At 66.7% G+C, this 21372-nt stretch carries 17 protein-coding genes and 1 pseudogene; 6 read left to right on the top strand and 12 right to left on the bottom strand.

The annotated features are described in order from the left end of the window. The first annotated feature begins 86 nt into the window (after positions 1-86). A complete protein-coding gene (locus M1248_RS18770) occupies positions 87-344 on the top strand; it encodes a Rho termination factor N-terminal domain-containing protein (protein WP_163730623.1) in 258 nt (85 codons plus the stop codon). A 68-nt stretch (positions 345-412) separates the two neighbouring features. Here M1248_RS18770 and purH read toward each other — a convergent pair whose 3' ends face one another. Genes purH through sfnG form a run of 5 tightly spaced genes read right to left on the bottom strand, consistent with a single transcriptional unit; the run spans position 413 to position 6229 of the window. Then, on the bottom strand, positions 413-1981 hold the full coding sequence (gene purH, locus M1248_RS18775) for a bifunctional phosphoribosylaminoimidazolecarboxamide formyltransferase/IMP cyclohydrolase (RefSeq protein WP_317149340.1): 1569 nt from the start codon (positions 1979-1981) through the stop codon (positions 413-415). Then, a complete protein-coding gene (purN, locus tag M1248_RS18780) occupies positions 1978-2607 on the bottom strand; it encodes a phosphoribosylglycinamide formyltransferase (RefSeq protein WP_163730625.1) in 630 nt (209 codons plus the stop codon). Before purN ends, purH begins: the two co-directional genes overlap by 4 nt. A gap of 10 nt (positions 2608-2617) precedes the next feature. Then, positions 2618-4147, bottom strand: coding sequence for a DUF6350 family protein (locus tag M1248_RS18785; RefSeq protein ID WP_317149341.1), 1530 nt, complete (start codon positions 4145-4147; stop codon positions 2618-2620). A gap of 59 nt (positions 4148-4206) precedes the next feature. Next, positions 4207-5049, bottom strand: a complete 843-nt coding sequence (locus M1248_RS18790) for a DUF5336 domain-containing protein (RefSeq protein WP_163730627.1) — start codon at positions 5047-5049, stop codon at positions 4207-4209. A gap of 49 nt (positions 5050-5098) precedes the next feature. Further along, on the bottom strand, positions 5099-6229 hold the full coding sequence (gene sfnG, locus M1248_RS18795; protein ID WP_317149342.1) for a dimethylsulfone monooxygenase SfnG: 1131 nt from the start codon (positions 6227-6229) through the stop codon (positions 5099-5101). 117 nt (positions 6230-6346) lie between these two features. Between sfnG and M1248_RS18800 the strand changes: the two genes are divergently transcribed. Further along, positions 6347-7195, top strand: coding sequence for an LLM class F420-dependent oxidoreductase (locus tag M1248_RS18800; protein ID WP_317149343.1), 849 nt, complete (start codon positions 6347-6349; stop codon positions 7193-7195). 2 nt (positions 7196-7197) lie between these two features. Here M1248_RS18800 and M1248_RS18805 read toward each other — a convergent pair whose 3' ends face one another. The 3 genes from M1248_RS18805 to sucC form a co-directional block, all read right to left on the bottom strand. Next, positions 7198-8730: an acetyl-CoA acetyltransferase gene (locus tag M1248_RS18805; RefSeq protein WP_317149344.1), complete on the bottom strand. Its 1533-nt coding sequence runs from the start codon at positions 8728-8730 to the stop codon at positions 7198-7200. Positions 8731-8817: 87 nt separating this feature from the next. Further along, on the bottom strand, positions 8818-9732 hold the full coding sequence (gene sucD, locus M1248_RS18810; protein ID WP_163730631.1) for a succinate--CoA ligase subunit alpha: 915 nt from the start codon (positions 9730-9732) through the stop codon (positions 8818-8820). Positions 9733-9744: 12 nt separating this feature from the next. Continuing rightward, positions 9745-10908: an ADP-forming succinate--CoA ligase subunit beta gene (gene sucC, locus M1248_RS18815; RefSeq protein WP_163730632.1), complete on the bottom strand. Its 1164-nt coding sequence runs from the start codon at positions 10906-10908 to the stop codon at positions 9745-9747. 276 nt (positions 10909-11184) lie between these two features. On the opposite strand from sucC, the gene M1248_RS18820 reads away from it, so the two are divergent. Next, positions 11185-12258 (top strand): M23 family metallopeptidase, encoded by a 1074-nt coding sequence (locus tag M1248_RS18820; protein WP_163730633.1) that lies wholly within the window; start codon positions 11185-11187, stop codon positions 12256-12258. Beyond that, positions 12259-12840: a hypothetical protein gene (locus M1248_RS18825; RefSeq protein ID WP_317149345.1), complete on the top strand. Its 582-nt coding sequence runs from the start codon at positions 12259-12261 to the stop codon at positions 12838-12840. Here M1248_RS18825 and pcrA read toward each other — a convergent pair. Next, a complete protein-coding gene (gene pcrA, locus M1248_RS18830) occupies positions 12837-15149 on the bottom strand; it encodes a DNA helicase PcrA (RefSeq protein ID WP_163730635.1) in 2313 nt (770 codons plus the stop codon). The two genes, M1248_RS18825 and pcrA, sit on opposite strands and share 4 nt — an antisense overlap. Before the next feature lie 201 nt (positions 15150-15350). On the opposite strand from pcrA, the pseudogene M1248_RS18835 reads away from it, so the two are divergent. Then, positions 15351-15657: pseudogene (locus M1248_RS18835) on the top strand (chorismate mutase). 3 nt (positions 15658-15660) lie between these two features. Here the strand turns inward: M1248_RS18835 and M1248_RS18840 are convergent. Both M1248_RS18840 and M1248_RS18845 read right to left on the bottom strand, forming a co-directional pair. Continuing rightward, positions 15661-17598 (bottom strand): acyltransferase family protein, encoded by a 1938-nt coding sequence (locus M1248_RS18840; RefSeq protein ID WP_317149346.1) that lies wholly within the window; start codon positions 17596-17598, stop codon positions 15661-15663. Positions 17599-17685: 87 nt separating this feature from the next. Then, on the bottom strand, positions 17686-19134 hold the full coding sequence (locus tag M1248_RS18845) for an NAD-dependent succinate-semialdehyde dehydrogenase (protein ID WP_163730638.1): 1449 nt from the start codon (positions 19132-19134) through the stop codon (positions 17686-17688). A gap of 48 nt (positions 19135-19182) precedes the next feature. On the opposite strand from M1248_RS18845, the gene pgi reads away from it, so the two are divergent. Next, positions 19183-20850 (top strand): glucose-6-phosphate isomerase, encoded by a 1668-nt coding sequence (gene pgi / locus M1248_RS18850; RefSeq protein WP_317149347.1) that lies wholly within the window; start codon positions 19183-19185, stop codon positions 20848-20850. 125 nt (positions 20851-20975) lie between these two features. Here the strand turns inward: pgi and M1248_RS18855 are convergent, their stop codons facing one another. After that, the gene (locus tag M1248_RS18855) at positions 20976-21353 is read right to left on the bottom strand and encodes a hypothetical protein (protein ID WP_163730640.1); all 378 of its coding nucleotides are present in this window, start codon (positions 21351-21353) and stop codon (positions 20976-20978) included. Positions 21354-21372: the final 19 nt, after the last annotated feature.

A 21372-nucleotide genomic window follows, 5' to 3' on the forward strand; every position in this document is an offset into this window, starting at 1 on the left:
GTCACATTCTGCGCACGCTCGGCCGGTGTATAAATGCCTCGTCAGTGGGCACCCTCCGATCAGTAGTCGATCAAGGAGTGACAACCATGCCGAACCCGTCCATCAAGAACGAGAAGCTGTACGAGGACCTGCGCGAACAGGGCAACTCGAAGCAGAAGTCCGCCAGGATCGCCAACGCCGCCGCGGCGCGCGGCAAGTCGGCCGTTGGGCGCAAGGGCGGGAAATCCGGGTCGTACGACGATTGGACGGTCTCGGACCTGAAGAAGCGCGCCAAGGAGATCGGTCTCTCCGGCTACTCGTCGCTGACCAAGTCGAAGCTGATCGACAAGATCCGCAACTCGTAGCGCGAACGTGGGTTACCCGCACGCTGTCCGGACCGAGAGCGTGCGGGTAACCCACGTTCGGCGGGACGTCAGTGCGCGAAGTGGCGCGCCCCGGTGAGGTACAGCGTGATGCCCGCCTCGGCGGCCGCCGCGGTGACCTCGTCGTCGCGCACGGAACCACCGGGGTGCACGATCGCTTTCACGCCCGCGTTCGTGAGCACCTCGAGTCCGTCGGGGAACGGGAAGAACGCGTCGGACGCCGCGACGGCACCCTGCACACGATCACCCGCCCGCTGCACGGCCAGCTTGGCCGCGTCGACCCGATTGACCTGCCCCATGCCGACCCCGACGGTCGCGCCGTCGGCGGCGACCACGATCGCGTTCGACTTCACCGCGCGGCACGCCAACCACGCGAACTTCAGGTCGGCCAGCGTCGCCGGGTCGGCGGGTGAGCCCGTCGCCAATTCCCAGTTCGCGGAATCGTCGCCGGGTGCGGTGAACTCGTCGCGCTGCTGGATCAGCAGGCCGCCGCTGATTTGACGAAACTCGGTCCCGCCCTGCTGCGGTTCGGACGCCAACAGCACGCGGATGTTCTTCTTGCGCGCCAGCACGTCCACGGCACCCGCCTCGTAGGCGGGCGCGATGATCACCTCGGTGAAGATGTCGGCGACCGTCTCCGCCATCTCGACGGTCACCTCGGTGTTGGCCGCGATCACCCCACCGAACGCCGACAGCGGATCGCATTCGTGTGCCTTGCGATGCGCATCGGCCACCGACACCGACGAGATCGCGATCCCGCACGGGTTGGCGTGCTTGATGATCGCCACACAGATCTCTTCGTGGTCGAACGCCGCGCGCCAGGCGGCGTCGGCATCGGTGTAGTTGTTGTAGGACATCTCTTTTCCGTGCAACTGCTGCGCCTGGGCCAGGCCCGGCCACCCCGAGTCGTAGCGATACAGCGCCGCCTGCTGATGCGGGTTCTCGCCGTACCGCAGCACCGCTTCGCGCCGGTACGTCGCGCCCGTCCACAGCGGCAGCGACGGCGGTGCGGCATCGCCTTCGGACGCCAGCACCGACGACATCCACGCCGCGACCGCGACGTCGTATTCGGCGGTGTGCCGGAATGCCAAGGAGGCCAGCTTCTTCCGCTCCTCCAGCGTGAAGCCACCGGAGCGTACCGCGGCGAGCACACCGTCGTAGCCCAGCGGATCGACCACCACCGCGACGCTCGGATGGTTCTTGGCGGCGGCGCGCACCATCGACGGGCCACCGATGTCGATCTGCTCGACGCATTCGTCTTCGCCCGCGCCGGAGTCGACGGTCTGGGTGAACGGGTAGAGGTTGACGACCACCAGCTCGAACGGCGCGACGCCGAGTTCGGCGAGTGCCGAAACATGTTCGGGCTTGCGCTGATCGGCGAGCAGTCCCGCGTGGACATGCGGGTGCAGGGTTTTGACCCTGCCGTCGAGCACCTCGGGGAACCCGGTGACCTGCTCGACGGAAGTGACCGGAATGCCAGCGTCGGCAATGGTTTTCGCGGTCGACCCGGTGGAGACGAGTTCGACGCCCGCCTCGTGCAGGCCACGCGCGAGGTCGGTGAGACCGGTCTTGTCGTACACGCTTATCAACGCGTGCCGGATAGCCCTGCGGTCAGTCATCCCAATGTCGCCTTTCGTCCGGTCCAGGTCACGCCGCGGGTAGCCACCGCGGCCAGCACGTCCACCAGCAGTCGTCGTTCGACGACTTTGATCCGCTCGTGCAGGGAAGCTTCGTCGTCGTCGTCGAGCACCGGCACGGCTTCTTGGGCCAGCAACGGTCCGGTGTCGGTGCCGGCATCGACGAGGTGCACGCTGCACCCCGTCACCTTGACTCCGTATTCCAGCGCGTCGGGTACCGCGTGTGCCCCGGGAAACGAGGGCAGCAGCGCCGGGTGGGTGTTGATGATCCGGCCCATGAAGCGGGAAAGAAAATGGGGCCCAAGGATTTTCATGAATCCGGCAGCCACGATCAAATCAGGTTTCTGCGCTGCGGTCGCGTCGGTGATCGCAGCATCCCAGGCCTCGCGGTCAGGGTGATCGCGCAGCCGCACGGTATAGCTGGGTACCGATGCCGACGCGGCGATGTCGACGGCCGGGCAGTCGCGATCCACCCCGACGGCGATGATGTCGGCCGGGTAATCGCCGCCGGTGGCGTCGAGGAGCGATCGCAGCAGCGAACCGGTACCGGATGCGAGCACCACAACGCGTGCGGGCACCTTCGGGGGCACTCGAAGCGGTTGCTGCACGCCTGGCAGCCTAATCGTCGCGATCGGGCGCCCGGTCCGTGGTCGCGCCCGGCGTGGCTTGATCGTCGGGGACGTCGTCGACGACGAAGTGGTCCTCGGGATCTCCGAACGCGTCCCGGTGTTCGTTCCGAGGCCGCGGAGGAGCGGCCGGGGGCTCGTCGAACGGTTCGTCGACGGCCTGCGCTTCGAGGTCGTCGATGGCTGCGTCCGCCTCGGGCTCGAACGCGGGCTCGAAGTCGGCCGCTGACTCGTCGTCGAACGCAGGCTCGAAGTCCGACTCGGCCTCGAGCTCGGGCTCGGGCTCGGATACGAGCTCGGCCTCAAACTCAGTCTCGGATTCGAGCTCGGTCTCGGATTCGAGCGCGGCTTCAGCTTCGGGCTCGGGTTCGGTTTTGGGCTTGGGAACCCTGACGCGCCTCGCGATGCCACCCGTCATCGCCACGGTCAGCGCCCCGATACCGGCGAACCACAGGAAGAGCGCGGGCCCGAACGTGGCCTGGTCGACGCCGACATCGCCGAAATTGCCCAGCCGCCCGCCGCCGGCGTAGCCGAGAACGGCCATGATCAGCGTCGCGAGCGCGGCCGCGACGATGAGCTTGCCGATCGCGGGCAGCAGGGGCAGCGGTCGTCGCGCCGCCTGCTGGCCCAACGCGACACCCGACACCGCGCCGACGATCAACAGCGCCACCCAGACCGGGCCCAGCGGTGGAGTCGGCACGGCGGCCAGCACCGGCAGCGCGGGGATGTCACCACCGAAGACGGTGAACGAGCTGAACGTCGCCAACCCGATGTGCGCACTGGACCCGACGGCGACCGCAGCCGTCCCGACGAGCACGTTGGGGATGTACAGAATCGCCAACAGCGTCAGGCTGAACTGACCGAACACCGAATCGGTGATCCCGTAGAGATCATGCATCGTCGCCCAGTGCACGATCATCGAACCGGTCATCACGACGCCGGACAGTCCCAGCAGCGCCAGAACGCCTGCACTGGCAGCCCTAATCGCGTCGGGCAGCCACCCGGGAAGCGGCGATTCCGACAAGACGCGCCTGCCGATGCGCGACCCGACCCCGATCACCGCGCCGGCCGCGTGCACCGCCAGGACGCTGCCGAACGCGCGCAGGGCGTCCGGCGTCTGAAGCTGGGTGAACACCGACGCCGCGTCGTGGACGATGGCCAGGGAGATCGCCGCGATCAGCAGCGGGCCGCCGACGGCCGATGCGACGACCCACCGCGTGACAAACCAGGAACCCTGCGGCGATGTCGCACGGGCGGTCGCGCGTGCGGTTCCCCACACCATGGCGAGCATGGGCAGCAACGGCATCACGCCCAGCTCACTACCGCCGATCGAGATCGGCACCATGTGTACGCCGAGCCACATGCTGGTGATCGCGCCCAGCGCGCCGGTCATGTCGCTGTTGGCGATCAACAGCTGCAGCAACACCACGGCCGCGATGACGCCCAGCGCCACGATGGACGGCCCGAACGCGACCCGAAGCAGCTCACGCGCCTGGCGTGTGCCGACTGGCCGGTTTTCCACTAAGGCCGCTCCTCGCACAAGCTCACACGCGCGCGAAGTTGACGCACGCGCGGCTCAGACTACGACGGTGGGGGGCCCGACTGCGTGGATGACGCTCCCGATTGCGACGGCATCTGCGCCTGGGTCGTCGGGGTGGAGCTCGACGGCGGCTGCCCGAAGGTCGGGAAACCGGTCGGAGGGGTCGGGGGCCCGCTCTGCTGACCGCTGGGTTGGCCGGCGGAAAATCCGCCGGTCGATGGGCCGCCACCCTGGTAACCGCCGTACTGCGACGGATAACCGGGACGTTGCGACAACCCCTGCTGGTGCTGCGGCGGGCCGCCGTGCTGAGACTGCTGACCGTAGTACGGCGCGCTCGGCCCGCCGTACTGGCCGTACTGCTGGTCATACCGGGGCTGCTGCGGCGCGGGCGGGGTGATGACGCCCGCATCGAACAGCAGCACCGCCACGGCGACGATCGCCTGGAACATGGTGAACGCGATGATCAGGTAGAGGCCCCAGTCGATGGACACGCCCTCTGGCGCTGTCAGCACGATGGCGATCACCAGGAGGAACGCCAGCACCGACAGCACCGCGACAGCCGCAGGAAATGGCTTCTGCTTCGGCAGCAGCGATACGCCGGCGATCAGCCCGGCCGCCAGCGCCGCGACGACGCCGAGATCCAGCAGCGTAGGAGTGAAGTAGTCCGCGCCTGCGGTGAACAGCGGCCCGAAGCTGGACAGGTACACGCCCAGGCCGAGGACCGCGACGGCGATGGTCAGGTACTTCGGCAGTTGGCTCGGACCCGCGGCTGGACCGGGCTCGGGCGCCCTACCGAACTGTTGGGTCGGCGCGGCGAACTGCGTGGTCGGCTGCTGGGCGGGCGGGTATCCGGGATTGCCGGGCGGACCTTGGGGGTACGACATGACCTCTCCTGTGCTGGACGGCTTCGAACCCACGCTAGCGCACTCCCGGTTACCGCGACGCCAGCAAGGGTTCCGCTGCGGAATGTTGCTCGGATTCCTCGATTTCGCGAACCAGCGGCAGCACGCGCGAACCGAAGTATTCGATCTCCTCCTGGAAATGCAGGAAGCCGCCGAGAATCAGATCGACGCCGCGTTTGCGGTATGCCGCAATGCGTTCCGCGATCTGTTCGGGCGTGCCGATCAATTGCGTGCGGAAGCCGTCGTTGTACTGAACCAGATCCTCGAATGTGGAATCCGCCCACATACCACGGCGGTCGGATGTCGAGTTGCCTGCCTGCTGCACGGCGGCGTGAAATCCCTCAACGGCGGGCCGATTCGCCTTTGCGATGATCTCTCGCAGGACTTCCTTGGCTTCCCTTTCGGTGTCCCTCGCGATGATGAATCCGTTGAGCCCGACACGGACCTCGCGGCCCACGTCACGAGCGTGATTGCGTACGTCGACGACCTGCTCGGTCAAACCGTCGAAGTCCTTGCCGTTGGAGAAGTACCAGTCGGCATAGCGGCCGCCGTTACGCCGTGCGGCCGTCGAGTTGCCGCCCTGGAAGATTTCGGGATTCGGACGCTCGGACGTGTTGACGGGCTTGGGTTTCAGCGTGAAGTCGTGGATGCGGTAGAAGTCTCCGCGGAAATCCACGTCGTCCTCGGTCCAGATCTTGCGCAGCACTTGCAGGAACTCCGCACTGCGTCGGTACCGCTCGTCGTGCTCGAGCCAGGGCTCGCCCAGATGGGTGAATTCGTCCTTGAACCAGCCCGACACCACGTTGACGGCGAATCGACCGCCCGACAGCTGGTCGGCGGTCGCGCCGAGTTTGGCCAGCACACCCGGCTGCCACAGGCCCGGATGAACCGCGGCGATGACCATGAGACGCTGCGTGGCCAGCAGCAGCGCCAGCGAGAAGCTCGTCGATTCGTGCTGAAACTCCGCGCCGTAACTGGCCTCGTAGCGGACCTGGGACAGCGCGTACTCGAAGCCGTTGTTCTCGGCGGTGCGGGCCAGCTTGGCGTTGTACTCGTAGTTCCAGTCGGTGCGCTGCTCGATGTCGCTGGTGACCAGGCCACCGCTGACGTTGGGCACCCAGTAGGCGAACTTGATGTGATCGGCGATGCGTTCTGTCGTCATGCTGACCCATCCCATCGCCGGGGTGCCGCGAGGTCATCGGTATCGATCGCGGTGAACGAAACGCCGTTTTGGGGCCCCGACGTTGCCCTTCGGACTAGAACACGTTCTAATCCTGGTATGGACTACGGGCTCGTACTTTTCACCAGCGACCGGGGCATCGACCCCGCATCGGCAGCCAAACTCGCCGACGATCACGGTTTCACCACCTTCTACGTGCCCGAGCACACGCACATCCCGATCAAGCGTGAAGCCGCCCACCCCACCACCGGCGACGAGTCACTGCCCGACGACCGCTACATGCGCACCCTCGACCCCTGGGTGTCGCTCGGCGCCGCCTGCGCGGTCACCTCGCGGGTGCGGCTGTCCACGGCCGTCGCACTGCCGGTCGAGCACGACCCGATCACCCTGGCGAAGTCCATCGCCACACTGGATCATCTCTCCGGCGGCCGCGTCTCGCTTGGCGTCGGATTCGGCTGGAACACAGACGAATTGGCCGACCACAACGTGCCGCCCGGGCGGCGCCGCACGATGCTGCGCGAATACCTGGAGGCCATGCGCAGCCTGTGGACCGAGGAGGAAGCGTCCTACGAGGGCGAGTTCGTCAACTTCGGCCCAAGCTGGGCCTGGCCCAAGCCGGTTCAGGCGCACATCCCCGTGCTGGTCGGCGCGGCGGGCACCGAGAAGAACTTCAAGTGGATCGCGCGTTCGGCCGACGGCTGGATCACGACGCCGCGTGATTTCGACATCGACGCGCCGGTCAAGCTGCTGCAGGACACCTGGGCCGCGGCCGGTCGTGACGGAGCGCCGCAGATCGTCGCCCTGGACTTCAAGCCCGACCCCGACAAGCTCGCGAAGTGGGCCGACCTCGGGGTCACCGAGGTCCTTTTCGGCCTGCCCGACAAGTCCGAGGCCGAGGTGGCGTCCTATGTCGAACGGCTGGCGGGCAAGCTCGCTGCGCTCGTCTAGAACTAGGCCGGCGTGGCGGTGTTCTTCTTGCCGTCCGAGGTCACCGAGATCGCCGCGCCCAGCGGGTCACCCGTGGTCATCAGCTTCACGAGGTCTTCGTCCTCGGTGAGTGCCATGAACCGGCTGTCGTCGGCGTCGAGTCGACCGATGATGACACCCGTGGTGACGGGCCAGTCGTAGCGCACCGAATAAGTCTCGATCCTGCCCCGACCCTCGGCGTTACGGGTGACCGCCACCTTGGGCAGCGCGGCGATATCCGCCTGCAGCGCCTTGCTGCGGTCGGCTACCCAGTCGGCGGGCTCCGTCGAGTAGACGCCCACCGAGTACTTGCTCATGACGCCGCCGTTCGCGCCGACGAGACCGAATGTGCCTGAATGGTCTCGCATTTGGCTCACCGTCTCGGCGATGCCGTGCAGTGAGTAGCTGTTACCCGGGCCGCCGAAGTACGGCAGACCGCCGGTGAGCGTGAGGCCCCGCGGATCGTCGGCCGCCAGCCCGAACTCGTCGCACACGGTGAAGACCGGGAACGGGAAGCAGCTGTAGAGGTCGAATGTCGCCACGTCGTCGATGCCGATTCCAGCGACCCGAAGTGCTTCTGCGACAGACTGTCTGGCCGATACGCTGATGCTGACATCGACGCGGTCCAGCAGATCCTGTTCGGTCTGGTCGGCATGACCACGCAGGTACACCCAGTTGTCCTCGGACACGCCGAGCCGTTGCGCGGCGGCAACCGACATCAGCAGTGCGGCCGCACCTTGGTTCACCTGATCGCGGGCCACCATCAAACGCGGATACGGATCGCAGATCATCCGGTTGTCGTCGGTGACCGTGATCAGCTCATCCACCGAACGTTCGACCGGGGATGACGAAAACGGATTCTTGGCAGCCACTTTGGAGAACGGCGCGAACAGTTCGGCCATCTGCACGCGATAGTCGGCGACACTGAGACCCAGTCGGCCGCGGCGCGCATTGTCCAACAGGCCGTACTGCACCGGCGCACCGGTCAGCCCGTGCGTCGCGGTGTACTCGCTCATGTACTGCTCGAAGCCGTAACCCCGGTCCTCGAGCTGGCCGCCGACGGTCTCACTGTGATCTGGCTTGTCGTCGCGGCGCGCGAAAGTCCGCAACGTGGAGCCGTTCTCGGAGCCCAGAATGAGCGCGACCTCGATGTCGCCTGCCGCTATCGCTCCGGCGAACTCCGTCACCAGCTTCTGCGGTCCGTTGCCGCCGATGGGCTCCAGCACCGCGCGGGCCGGATCCGCGCCGACGCGCCTGGCCACCGACCGCAGGTAGTTGTCCGAGCAACCCAGCGGCGGCTTATCGAACGGCGTGCAGATCTCGAATTGCCGCAGTCCGACGAACACCTCGATGGCCTGCGCCACGGGGCCGGCGTCGACACCGGTGTCGGCCAGGGCGGCCTGTACCGCAGCCGTGGCCAGCTCCACCGATGACATGCCCCGATAGGAGGGATCGTCGATGCGCTCGGTGAATTGGCCGACACCGACCAACACCGGTGTGCGCGGATCGACCGCCATTACAGACCTCCTGACGCGTGTTAATTCGTCAGGCTAATCGATAACTAGAACGTGTTACTAATTCTGCGGCGCATCTCACGCCCCGAGTCAGAGGCTCTGCAGGATCTCCCGCGCCAGGCGCGCCGTCTCCGACGGGGTCTTGCCCACCTTCACACCGGCGGCCTCGAGGGCTTCCTTCTTGGCCTGTGCGGTGCCCGACGAGCCCGACACGATGGCGCCGGCGTGGCCCATGGTCTTGCCTTCGGGTGCGGTGAAGCCCGCGACGTAGCCGACGACCGGCTTGCTGACGTTGGCCTTGATGTAGTCGGCAGCCCGCTCCTCGGCGTCGCCACCGATCTCACCGATCATCACGATGACCTTGGTCGCCGGATCCTTCTCGAACGCCTCGATGGCGTCGATGTGGGTGGTGCCGATGACGGGGTCACCACCGATGCCGATGGCGGTCGAGAAGCCGAAGTCACGCAGCTCGAACATCATCTGGTAGGTCAGCGTGCCCGACTTCGACACCAGACCGACCGGGCCCGAGCCGGTGATGTTGGCAGGCGTGATGCCCGCCAGCGCCTCACCCGGCGTGATGATGCCCGGGCAGTTGGGGCCGATGATGCGGGTCTTCGGCGCCCCGTCGCCACCTTTAGACAGGTTGTACGCCCACGCATAAGCGCTGTCCTGCACCGGAATTCCCTCGGTGATGACGACCAGCAGCGGGATCTCGGCGTCGATGGCCTCGATGATCGCGTCCTTGGCGAACTTCGGTGGCACGAAGACGACGGACACGTCGGCGCCCGTCTCCTTCATCGCCTCGGAGACCGAGCCGAACACCGGTAAACGGACCTCTTTGCCCTCGCTGTCGACGTGGGACACCTCAGTCCCGGCCTTGCGGGCATTCACGCCGCCGACCAGCTGGGTACCTGCCTTCAGCATGAGCGCGGTGTGCTTGGTGCCCTCACCGCCGGTGATGCCCTGGACGATGACCTTGGAGTCTGCGTTCAGAAAGATCGACATATCAAGATTCCCTTACTTATTCGCCAGCTCGGCGGCTTTGTCGGCACCGGCGTCCATGGTGTCGGCCTGGATGACCAGCGGGTGATTGGCCTCGGCCAGGATGCGGCGCCCCTCTTCGACGTTGTTCCCGTCGAGACGGACGACCAGCGGCTTGTTGGCCTCGTCACCGAGAATCTTCAGCGCGTTGACGATGCCGGTCGCGACCGCGTCGCAGGAGGTGATGCCGCCGAACACGTTCACGAAGACGCTCTTGACCTGAGCGTCATTGAGGATGACGTCCAGACCCGCGGCCATGATCTCGGCCGACGCGCCGCCACCGATGTCGAGGAAGTTCGCCGGCTTCACTCCGCCGTGCTTCTCCCCCGCGTAGGCGGTGACGTCCAGTGTCGACATGACGAGCCCGGCGCCGTTACCGATGATGCCGACCGAACCGTCGAGCTTGACGTAGTTGAGGTCGTGCTCCTTGGCCTTGAGCTCCAGCGGGTCGGTCGCGTCCTTGTCCTCGAACTCCGCGTGACCGGGCTGGCGGAAGTCGGCGTTCGCGTCGAGCGTGACCTTGCCGTCGAGGGCGAGGATCTGGTCGTCCGGAGTGCGCACCAGGGGGTTGACCTCGACCAGAGTGGCGTCCTCGGCGACGAACACCTCCCAGAGCTTCTGGATGGTCACTGCGGCCGCGTCGAGCACCTCGGCCGGCAGGTGGCCCTGCTCGGCGATCGAGCGGGCGGTGGCCAGGTCGACACCCTTGACGGCGTTGACGGGCACCTTGGCGAGCCGCTCGGGCTTGGTCGCCGCGACCTCTTCGATCTCCATGCCGCCCTCGACCGAGCACATCGCGAGATAGGTGCGGTTGGCACGATCGAGCAGGAAGGAGATGTAGTACTCCTCGGCGATATCGCTGGCCTCGGCGACCAGCAGCTTCTTGACGACGTGACCCTTGATGTCGAGGCCGAGGATGTTCTGCGCGTGGGTGAACGCGTCGTCGGGAGTCGCGGCGTATTTCACGCCGCCGGCCTTACCGCGTCCGCCGACCTTCACCTGCGCCTTGACCATCACCGGCTTGCCGATCTCCTCGGCGATCGCCTTGGCGTCCTCGGCGGAATCGGTGACACGGCCAGGTGTGGTCGGCACGTGGTGTTTCGCGAACAGCTCTTTGGCTTGGTATTCGAAAAGGTCCATGGGCTCTGAAACATCCCTTGTCTGTGCTGCGTGTCTGTTTGAGTAATGAAGTCGAAGGTTTGGGCCTCACAGGCTCGGGGGAACTTTATCCACACGAGGTTGAGCCCTCTGAACCGCCTACCTGTCATGTGGTGGATCTCACCGCCGGGTATCAGTGATACACGTCACAATCCCCGGCGGAATACTCCCTCGGGTTGCCACCAACATTGGGATTTGGTTAACGTGCCTTTGGTCCGCGTTGGTAACGAATAGATCACGAGCAAAGGGACTTTCAGGTTGGCTCAGCACCGTGCGTCACGATCTCCATCTGGAGTGTCGACCACCCGGCTAACCATCCGCCGCCCCGCTGAACGACCCGCGGAAATCACCGACATCATTCCGTTCAACGAGTTCGGCGACCTGCCTGATCTCGGGGCTGAGCTGGACTTCAATCAGAACAGTGCCTTCGATCGCGAAGCTCAGGTCATCCACGCTCCCGAGCTCGACGACCTGCACGACACCGACGATCAGCTACCTCAGCGACTGGCTGTGCCGTCCGAATTCCGCCGCGATCCGCGCGACGAACGGCGCTCATCACACGCGTACCGAGACAGCCACACCGACGTCAGCGACGGCGCGGCCGCGACCGACATCTTCGCGATCACCCGCGGCGGCGCGCACCGCAAGCAGGAAGTGCCCGTCAAGGGCCGGTTGATGGTCGCAGCGATGGCGGTCGGCGCCACCGCTGCCGGCGCCTACACGATGGCCAACGCGTCCGAGGAAGGCCCCGCGACCGTGCTGGCAGCGGACCAGGACGTCCTCGCCGGCGGTGCCATCACCGGTTCGACCGACGGCATGCAGGTGGTGACCGTCTCCTCGACGTTCGATGCTGCTGTGCACGCCGAGGAGGTCACCAAGGCCGCCGCGTTCGCGAGCGAGCGCGCCGAACGCGAGGCCCGCCTGCAGCGCCCCATGTTCGTGATGCCCACCAAGGGCGCCTGGACGTCTGGCTTCGGCTACCGCTGGGGTGTACTGCACGGCGGCATCGACATCGCCAACGCGATCGGCACCCCGATCCTTGCGGCTTCGGACGGCATCGTCATCGACGCCGGGCCGCAGGGCGGTTACGGCAACTGGGTCAAGCTGCGGCACGCCGACGGCACCGTCACGCTCTACGGACATCTCAGCGCGTGGAACGTCGAGATCGGGCAGCGCGTGTGGGCGGGCGATCAGATCGCCAAGATGGGCAACACCGGCAACTCGACGGGCCCGCATCTGCACTTCGAGGTGCTGCTCAACGGCACCGACCGCGTCGACCCCGTCGGCTGGCTCTCCAAACGGGGACTCGCGTTGTCCAATTACTCTGGCTAAGTGGCCAGTGACAGTGGAAGTGACGACGACGAACCCAGCTCCACCCGCATAATCCGCCGACACCCCACGGGCGAAATCCCCGTCGGAGCGGATCCGCAGACGTCGATCATCCGCCGCCACCCCACCGGCGAGTTTCCCGCCGCGGCAGATCCGCAGACGTCCTACATCCCGCGCGCCAGGCCGACCCCGGTGACGCCCACGAATCCGTGGCCGAACCCGCGCCCGGCGATCGCGGCGGCCATCTTGAGCATTCTCAGTGGTTGGGCGACGGCGGTCATCGCCACTGACCTGATCACTGGCTGGTGGGAAACCGACCTGCTGTTCTGTGTGGCCGTCGCGTTTCTGACCGCCATCTCCGCGGCTGCGCTCATCGCCGGGTTGATCGGGCTGCTGCTGCGCCGCCGGGTGAGCCGCCTGCTGATCATCGTCGGCGCCGTCGTCGCGCTGATGATCTTCTCGAGCCTGTTCGTCGCCGGGGCCAGGCTGCCGACGATCGTCTACGCGATACCAGTGCTGCCGCTGGCGACGATCGCGTGCGCGTTGTTGCCCGCTACCGCGCGGTGGGGTCGCAGCAGCGGTTAGAGCTTGGAGACCGGGGCGTGGTTGTGCATGAGCTTGACGCGGCCTGAGCTGCCGAAGTCGATGAGCGACATCGCCGATTCGCCCACGCCGGAAACCTCTTCGACGCGTCCGAGGCCGTACTTGTCGTGGTTGACCCGATCGCCGGGCTCGAGCACGAGCAGCGGCCGCTTGCCCGCGCCGGAACGTGTGGGTGACGGACGCGGTGTCCCGAACCTGCCCGCCCCACTCACCGGCGCCGGCATCGACGGCCCCGGGTCGGTACGCCGCCAGTCGATCAGGTGCTGCGGAATCTCTTTGAGGAAGCGCGATTCCGGGTTCAGCATCGGCTGACCCCACGACGAGCGGATCTTGGCCCGGCTGACGTAGAGCCGCTGACGGGCACGAGTGATGCCGACGTAGGCCAGCCGACGCTCCTCGGACAGCTCCGTCGGATCGCCGAGCGCCCGCATGTGCGGGAACATGCCATCTTCCCAGCCCGTCACGAACACGACCGGAAACTCGAGCCCCTTGGCGGTGTGCAGCGTCATCATCGTCACCACACCCGCGCCGTGCTCGGGCAGTTCGTCGGCGTCGGCGACCAGCGACACCCGCTCCAGGAACTTGGCGAGCACCCCGGTGTCGGGGATGTCTTCGTCCTCAGGCTCGCCCAGGGCCTCAGCATTGGCCAGGTCGGTGCTGAATTCGTGTGCGACGCTGACCAATTCGTTGAGGTTGTCGAGGCGTGCGAGGTCCTGCGGGTCGCTCGAATTCTCGAGCTCGGTGCGATAGCCGGTGCGATCGAGCACCGCCTCGACGAGCTCGCCGAGCTCACCGTCGAGACGCCCGCGCAGTTCGTCGAGCATCTCGACGAAGCTTGCGATGCACTTCTCCGAGCGGGTGTTCAACATCGGCACCCTGCCCTCGGCGGCGGCCTGCAGCGCGTCGTTGAAGCTGCCGCCGGTGTTCTCGGCGTACACCGCCACGCACGCCTCGGCGCGATCGCCGATGCCGCGCCGCGGGGTGTTCAGGATGCGCCGCATGCTCACCGAGTCGCCGGGATTGTCCAGCACGCGCAGGTAGGCGACGATGTCGCGGATCTCCCTGCGTTCGTAAAAGCGCACGCCGCCAACGACTTTGTACGGAATGCCGGCCCGAATGAACACCTCCTCCAGCGCGCGCGAGGAGTTGTTGGTGCGGTAGAACACCGCGACGTCGTTGTAGGAGATGTCGCCGCGGTCGGCCAGCGCGTCGATCTCGCCTGCGACGAAGCGTGCCTCGTCGTGCTCGTTGTCGGCGACGTAGCCGACGATCAGCTCACCCTCGCCGGAGTCTGTCCACAGCCGCTTCTCACGACGGCCGGCATTCCGGGAGATGACGGAGTTGGCCGCGGACAGGATGTTCTGCGTCGAGCGGTAGTTCTGTTCCAGCAGAATGGTTGTGGCGTTGGGGAAGTCGCGTTCGAAGTCCTCGATGTTGCGGATGGTCGCACCGCGGAAGGCGTAGATCGACTGGTCGGCGTCGCCGACGACGCACAGCTCGGCCGGCGCCACCCCGTCTTCGGTTTCCCTGCCGACCAGCTCGCGCACCAGGACGTACTGCGCGTGGTTGGTGTCCTGGTACTCGTCGACCAGGATGTGCCGGAACCGCCGCCGGTAGTACTGCGCGATCTGCGGAAAGGCTTGCAGCACAGCGACTGTCTCGCCGATGAGGTCGTCGAAGTCCAGTGCGTTGGCCATACGCAGGCGCCGCTGGTACTCGCCGTAGACCTCGGCGATGATGCGCGGCAGTTCCTCGCCGGCCTCCGACGCCTCGGCCGCCGCCTGCTCGGGGCCGACCAGCTCGTTCTTGTGATTGGAGATGCCGTTGGCCAGCAACCGCGGTGAGTACCGCTTGGTGTCCAGGCCCATGTCCTTGCCGATCATCATCAGCAAGCGGCGCGAGTCGTCGGAGTCGTAGATCGAGAAGTTCGAGTTGAGCCCGGGCAGCAGCGAGGCCTGGTTGCGCAGGATCCGCACACACGTGGAGTGGAACGTCGACACCCACATGTTCCGAGCGCGCGGGCCGATCAAGTTGACCACCCGCTCGCGCATCTCGGCGGCCGCTTTGTTGGTGAACGTGATGGCCAGCACCTGGCCGACACCGACCTCTCGGGCGGCGAGCAGGTAGGCGATCCGGCGGGTCAGCACGGCGGTCTTACCGGAACCCGCCCCGGCGACGATCAGCAGCGGCGAGCCTTCGTGCAGCACCGCCTGCCGTTGCTGGGGGTTCAGCCCGTCGAGGAGCTGGTCGGTCTCGGTGTCCATGGAGGATGGTGGCGAAGAAATCGACATTTCATCACCGAACTTACCGCTGTCCAGCGACATCTTTGCGCCGGCGCGGCCCTTGATGGCACACTCATTACGTGCTCATGCAGCAAGGACGATTTTTTTACGGGTACCGGCCAGAGGTACCCGTGGTCTAGCTGCTTCACAGAGCCCCGCGGTCCTCTTCCGGATCCGGGGCTCGTCTCTTGTGTGAGGCCCGATCACCGGATGAGACCGCAGTCCCTTACACAACGAGAAACCGGAGAATCCCATGACTATCGAGGTCGAACAGTTGCCAGACATAGACGACCTGCGCCAGGAAATCGACAAGTTGGACGCGACGATCCTGGAAGCCGTGAAACGCCGCACCGAGGTGTCCAAGCTCATCGGCCAGGCCCGGATGGCGTCCGGCGGCACCCGTCTGGTGCACAGCCGTGAGATGAAGGTCATCGAGCGCTACAGCGAACTCGGACCCGACGGCAAGGACCTGGCGATGCTGCTGCTGCGGCTGGGCCGCGGCCGCCTCGGGCACTAGGACTCAGCGCAGCGCGTCGGTCAGCCACGGCGTCAGCCACTCCACCGCTTCCGGTGTCGGGTGCACACCGTCGCTGCGCACACGGATGCCGTTGACCCAGTTGGTGTAGACGCCGTTGGGCCCGAGTTTGCGGTTCAGATCGAGCAACTCGACGTTCGGGCGCGTTTTCACGACGCTGCGCAGCAACGCATTCCACTGGTCGACGCGATCGGGATTGTCTTCGGGATACAAGCTGCCGTCCGGCTTTTCGGCGCGCCGGTTGTAGGGCTCGGTGGTGACCACGATCTGCGCGCCGGTCGAGCCGAGAATGTCGAGCGCGCGGTCGAGTTCGCCACGCAGATAGTCCTCGTAACCGTCCTCGCCGATGTGGGTCCAGACGCCTTCGTTCATCCGGTCGACCACCTCCCAGCGGCCGACCATCAGCAACACCACGTCCGGGCGGTCATGGTTGATGCGCTGCGACCACCGGCTGGACCAGGTGTCGCATTCGGGTTTCTGGTTCAGCGTCTGTCCGACGTACCGGTAGGGGCCGCCGCGGGCGATGCCGCACCCGATCGTCGTGTAATTGGTGAACGCCAGCCCTGGTGTCGGCGGCAGGTACCGCATCATCGTCCACGCGATCGAGTCGCCGAACACCGCGACGGTGCGGGTGCCGGGCTCGTGCGCAGTCGGTTTGCGGACCTCGACGGGCACCTCCGGCCCGACGAGCGCGAGCGCGGCGGAGTCGATCGCCGGGCCCAGCGGCGGCTGCTCGGTCTTCACGCCGACGGGTAGCACCGCCATCGTCACCACAGCGGCGGTCGCGGCCGTCGCACCCGCCAACGGCAGCAGCGGCACATGCATAGGCCGCCAGCGACGGATCGGCTGCTCCAGCAGCCACCACGACGCCGCGGCAAGGCCCACCGTGATCGCGCAGCGAACGACGAACAGTGGCCAGCCGGACAGCCCCGTACGTTCACCGTTGAGCGCCAGAAAGATCGGCCAGTGCCACAGGTACACGCCGTAGGAGATCGCGCCGAGCCACACCAGCGGCCGCCACGCCAGGGCGTGCGCGACGGGTCCCTCCTGCTCCAGTGCCACCGGTGCGACGACGAGGACGGCCGCGATCGCCACCACAATCAGCAGGCCGCCGCGGAAGTCGCCGACGCTGCCGGTCGCATAGTGCGCCGCCGCGCCGAGCACAGCCAGGCCGATGAACGGCAGGATGCGCGCGACGATGTGGCCCCACCGCGTCCGGATCAGCGTTCCGCCGTCGTTGAGCACCGACCAGTCCCGCACCAGCAGTGCGGCCGCGGCAGAGCCGACCAACAACGCCTGTGCGCGGCTGTCGGTGCCGAAGTAGATGCGGTTCAGCGTCGAGTCGGTGGTGAGCACGATCGCCGCGGTCGCCGAAGCGATGACGCCGACGGTCGACAGCACGAAAACGGCCAGTCGTAGCCGGGACCAGAACAGCGCCGCGACGCCGACGAGCAGCAGCGGCCACAGCAGGTAGTACTGCTCCTCCACCCCGAGCGACCACGTGTGCTGCAGCGGCGACGGCGGCGCGCCCTGTGAGAAGTAGTCAGCGCGCTGCGCGACGAAGGCCCAGTTGGACATCCAGAAGAACGAGGCGACGGCGTCTTCGCGCAGCGACGCCGTGGATTCGGGCGAGAACAGATCGCGGGCCGCCACGACGGCCAGCACCATCACCAGCAGGGCGGGCAGCAGTCGACGGGCGCGCCGAATCCAGAAGTCGCCGAGACGAATCTGCGCCGTCCGCCGGTGCTCGTCGAGCAGCAGCGACGTGATCAGGAATCCGCTGAGCACGAAGAACACGTCGACGCCGAGGAACCCGCCCGACAGGCCCGGGACACCGCCGTGGTCGGCCAGGACCAGCGCGACCGCCACCGCACGGATGCCGTCCAACGCGGGGATTCCCCCACGGCTCTCAGCGGTGCGCACTGCCGAAATCTTTCCCGCGCGAGCAGACGCGAAAGTCCCCGACACGCCGTGCCGGACGGACTTTTACGCAGCCTCGCGCAAGGGGTGTTACTTGGTCAGCGCGATGTACTTGACGTCGAGGTATTCGTCGATGCCCTCAGAGCCACCCTCGCGGCCGAATCCGGATTCCTTCACTCCCCCGAACGGTGCCGCCGGGTCGGAGATCACCCCGCGGTTGATGCCCACCATGCCCGACTGGATGCCCTCGGCGACGCGCAGCGCGCGGTCCAGCGACTGCGTGTAGACGTAGGCGGCCAGCCCGTACTCGGTGTCGTTGGCGGCGGCGATGCCCTCCTCCTCGGTGTCGAAGCCGGTGATCGGCGCGACGGGCCCGAACACCTCCTCCTTGAGGATGCGGGCGTCGGCGGGAACGTCGGCCAGCACGGTCGCCGGGTAGAAGTTGCCCGGACCGCCGGGAGCGACGCCACCGACCGCGACCGTCGCGCCGCGCGACACCGCGTCGGACACCAGGTCCTCGACCGTGGCGACCTGCTTGGCGTTGATCAGCGGCCCCAGTGTCGATGACTCGTCGGTGCCCTTGCCGAGCGTGAACTCGCTCATCCGCTTGACCAGCTTGTCGGTGAACTCCTCACGCACCGAGTTCGCGACGTGGAAGCGGTTGGCCGCCGTGCAGGCCTCGCCCCCGTTGCGCATCTTGGCCAGGATCGCGCCGTCGACGGCGGCGTCCACGTCGGCGTCGTCGAACACGATGAACGGCGCGTTGCCGCCGAGCTCCATCGAGGTGCGCAACAGTTTGTCGGCCGACTGCTTCACCAGCGCCTTCCCGACGCCGGTGGATCCGGTGAAGGTCAGCTTGCGAAGCCGGCCGTCGTTGATCAGGGCCTCGGTGACCGGGCCGGGGCTGCTCGTCGGCAGCACCGACAGCACGCCCTTGGGCAGCCCCGCCTCGTCCATCAGCTTGGCCAGCAGCAGCATCGTCAGCGGCGTCTCCTGGGCGGGCTTGACGATCATCGTGCAGCCGGCCGCGAACGCCGGGCCGATCTTGCGGGTCCCCATGGCCAGCGGGAAGTTCCACGGCGTGATCGCGTAGCACGGCCCGACCGGCTGCTTGGTGACCAGGATGCGGCCGGTGCCCGCCGGGCTCGGCGTGAAGCGGCCCGCGATGCGCACGGCTTCCTCGGCGAACCAGCGGAAAAACTCTGAGCCGTACTTGACCTCACCCATGCTCTCGGGCAACACCTTGCCCATCTCCAACGTCATCAGGGTGGCCAGGTCTTCGGCGCGTTCGGTGATCTTCTCGAACACCGAACGCAGGATCTCGCCGCGTTCGCGTGGCGGGGTGGCCGCCCAGTCGGCCTGTACCGCGCACGCGGCGTCCAGGGCGGCGACGGCGTCCTCGGGCGTCGCGTTGGCAACAGAGATCAGAACCTTGTCGTCGGACGGGTCGAGCACGTCGAACGTCGAGGAACCTTTGCGCTCCTCGCCCCCGATCCACAGGCCGGTGGGCACAGACGACAGCAGCTTGGCGGTATCCATTACTCCCTCTTACACCTTTGGACATTTGGCCGCATTAATGTCGGCTACATGACCGCCGATACCTCGCAGATTCCCGACATCACCGCCACTGCCGCATGGCAGGCCCTGCAACGGCATCACGACGATATCGGCGAGGAACACCTACGCGAGTTCTTCCACGAAGATCCTGCCCGCGGGTCGGAGCTGGTGCTGACGGTCGGCGATCTGTACATCGACTACAGCAAGCACCGCGTCACCCGCGAGACGCTGGCGCTGCTTGTGGACCTGGCGCGCGCGGCGGGCCTGGAGCAGCGCCGCGACGCGATGTTCGCAGGCGCGCACATCAATACTTCGGAGGATCGCGCGGTGCTGCACACCGCGCTGCGGTTGCCGCGTGGTGCCGAGCTGTCCGTGGACGGCCAGAACGTCGTCGCCGACGTCCATGAGGTGCTCGACAAGATGGGCGACTTCACCGACCGGCTGCGCAGCGGTGAGTGGACCGGCGCGACGGGCGAGCGCATCACGACGGTGGTCAACATCGGCATCGGCGGTTCGGATCTGGGCCCTGCGATGGTCACCCTCGGCCTGCGTCACTACGCCGACGCTGGTATCTCGGCCCGGTTCGTCTCCAACGTCGACCCCGCCGACCTGGTGGCCAAGCTCGACGGACTCGACCCGGCCACAACGCTTTTCATCATCGCGTCCAAGACGTTCTCGACACTGGAGACGCTGACCAACGCGACTGCCGCGCGTCGCTGGCTCACCGACGCGCTCGGCGACGCCGCGGTGGCCAAGCACTTCGTGGCGGTGTCGACGAACAAGAAGCTGGTCGACGACTTCGGTATCAACACCGACAACATGTTCGGCTTCTGGGATTGGGTCGGCGGACGGTATTCGGTGGACTCGGCAATCGGTTTGTCGGTGATGGCGGTCATCGGCAAGGAGCGGTTCGCAGAGTTCCTTTCCGGTTTCCACATCGTCGACGAACACTTCCGTACCGCGCCACTGGAGGCGAACGCGCCAGCGCTGCTCGGCCTCATCGGCCTCTGGTACAACGAGTTCTTCGGCGCGGAAACCCGTGCGGTACTGCCGTATTCGAATGATCTGTCACGGTTCGCCGCCTACCTGCAGCAGCTGACGATGGAATCCAATGGCAAGTCGGTGCGTGCCGACGGCTCACCGGTGACGACGAGTACCGGCGAGATCTTCTGGGGCGAACCGGGAACCAACGGCCAGCACGCCTTCTACCAACTGCTGCATCAGGGCACCCGATTGGTGCCCGCCGATTTCCTCGGCTTCTCGCAGCCCACCGACGACCTGCCGACCGCCGACGGCACGGGCAGCATGCACGACCTGTTGATGAGCAACTTCTTCGCCCAGACGCAGGTGCTGGCATTCGGCAAGACCGCCGAAGAGATTGCCGCGGAAGAGACTCCCCCGGATGTCGTTCCGCACAAGGTGATGCCGGGTAACCGGCCCAGCACGTCGATCCTGGCGACCAAGCTGACGCCGTCGGTGCTGGGCCAGTTGATCGCCCTCTACGAACACCAGGTGTTCACCGAAGGCGTCGTCTGGGGCATCGACTCGTTCGACCAGTGGGGTGTGGAACTCGGCAAGACCCAGGCCAAGGCGCTGCTTCCGGTGATCACCGCCGACGACGCGCCCGCGGAACAGTCGGACTCCTCGACCGACGCGCTGGTGCGTCACTACCGCGCGGAGCGGGGTCGCTCCGCCTGAGCCGCGCGGAGCGCGGTAGAACCGCCTGAGCCGCGCGGAGCGGGGTCGCTCCGCCTAGCGATTCCGGTGCGCCTACACTCGCGGAGCGATCACAGGCGCACCGAAATCACAACTGGGCGTTGGGGTTATCCCGCCGGGATGTTGATGCACCCGACATTGGGGAGACATCCGCTGGCCCCACCAGGACCTGCTGAACCGCCCGGTCCGACCGGCGACAGTGAGCCGCTAGCACCGCCCAGGTCCGCGGAACCACCAGGACCGTTGGGAATCACACCGGAGGCCCCGCCGCCGTCGGCAGTGCCGACCGGCCCGTTGGGAATGGCGACGTTCGCTCCGCCGCCCGGCCCGGCTGTGACGTTGCCGATGGCCCCACAGGGCGTGCCGTCAGCGTTCACGCACGGCGGCGGCGCCGGCTGAGCACTGGCGATGGGCGCAGCAGCGATCGCGGCGGCCGCCGCACCCGCGAATAGGAAAGGTGTCAACTTCATCATCTTCGCGTTCATGAAATTGGGCTACCCGCGG

The organism is Mycobacterium sp. 29Ha (assembly GCF_032883055.1).
In the GTDB taxonomy this organism is placed as follows: domain Bacteria; phylum Actinomycetota; class Actinomycetes; order Mycobacteriales; family Mycobacteriaceae; genus Mycobacterium; species Mycobacterium gallinarum.

Coding starts and splice junctions, on each gene's coding strand:
- M1248_RS18845 (WP_163730638.1), bottom strand. CDS start 19,134: ATGGATACCGCCAAGCTGCTGTCGTCTGTGCCCACCGGCCTGTGGATC.
- sucC (WP_163730632.1), bottom strand. CDS start 10,908: ATGGACCTTTTCGAATACCAAGCCAAAGAGCTGTTCGCGAAACACCAC.
- M1248_RS18800 (WP_317149343.1), top strand. CDS start 6,347: ATGGACTACGGGCTCGTACTTTTCACCAGCGACCGGGGCATCGACCCC.
- purH (WP_317149340.1), bottom strand. CDS start 1,981: ATGACTGACCGCAGGGCTATCCGGCACGCGTTGATAAGCGTGTACGAC.
- pcrA (WP_163730635.1), bottom strand. CDS start 15,149: ATGTCGATTTCTTCGCCACCATCCTCCATGGACACCGAGACCGACCAG.
- sfnG (WP_317149342.1), bottom strand. CDS start 6,229: ATGACGACAGAACGCATCGCCGATCACATCAAGTTCGCCTACTGGGTG.
- sucD (WP_163730631.1), bottom strand. CDS start 9,732: ATGTCGATCTTTCTGAACGCAGACTCCAAGGTCATCGTCCAGGGCATC.
- M1248_RS18855 (WP_163730640.1), bottom strand. CDS start 21,353: ATGAACGCGAAGATGATGAAGTTGACACCTTTCCTATTCGCGGGTGCG.
- M1248_RS18805 (WP_317149344.1), bottom strand. CDS start 8,730: ATGGCGGTCGATCCGCGCACACCGGTGTTGGTCGGTGTCGGCCAATTC.
- M1248_RS18790 (WP_163730627.1), bottom strand. CDS start 5,049: ATGTCGTACCCCCAAGGTCCGCCCGGCAATCCCGGATACCCGCCCGCC.
- pgi (WP_317149347.1), top strand. CDS start 19,183: ATGACCGCCGATACCTCGCAGATTCCCGACATCACCGCCACTGCCGCA.
- M1248_RS18770 (WP_163730623.1), top strand. CDS start 87: ATGCCGAACCCGTCCATCAAGAACGAGAAGCTGTACGAGGACCTGCGC.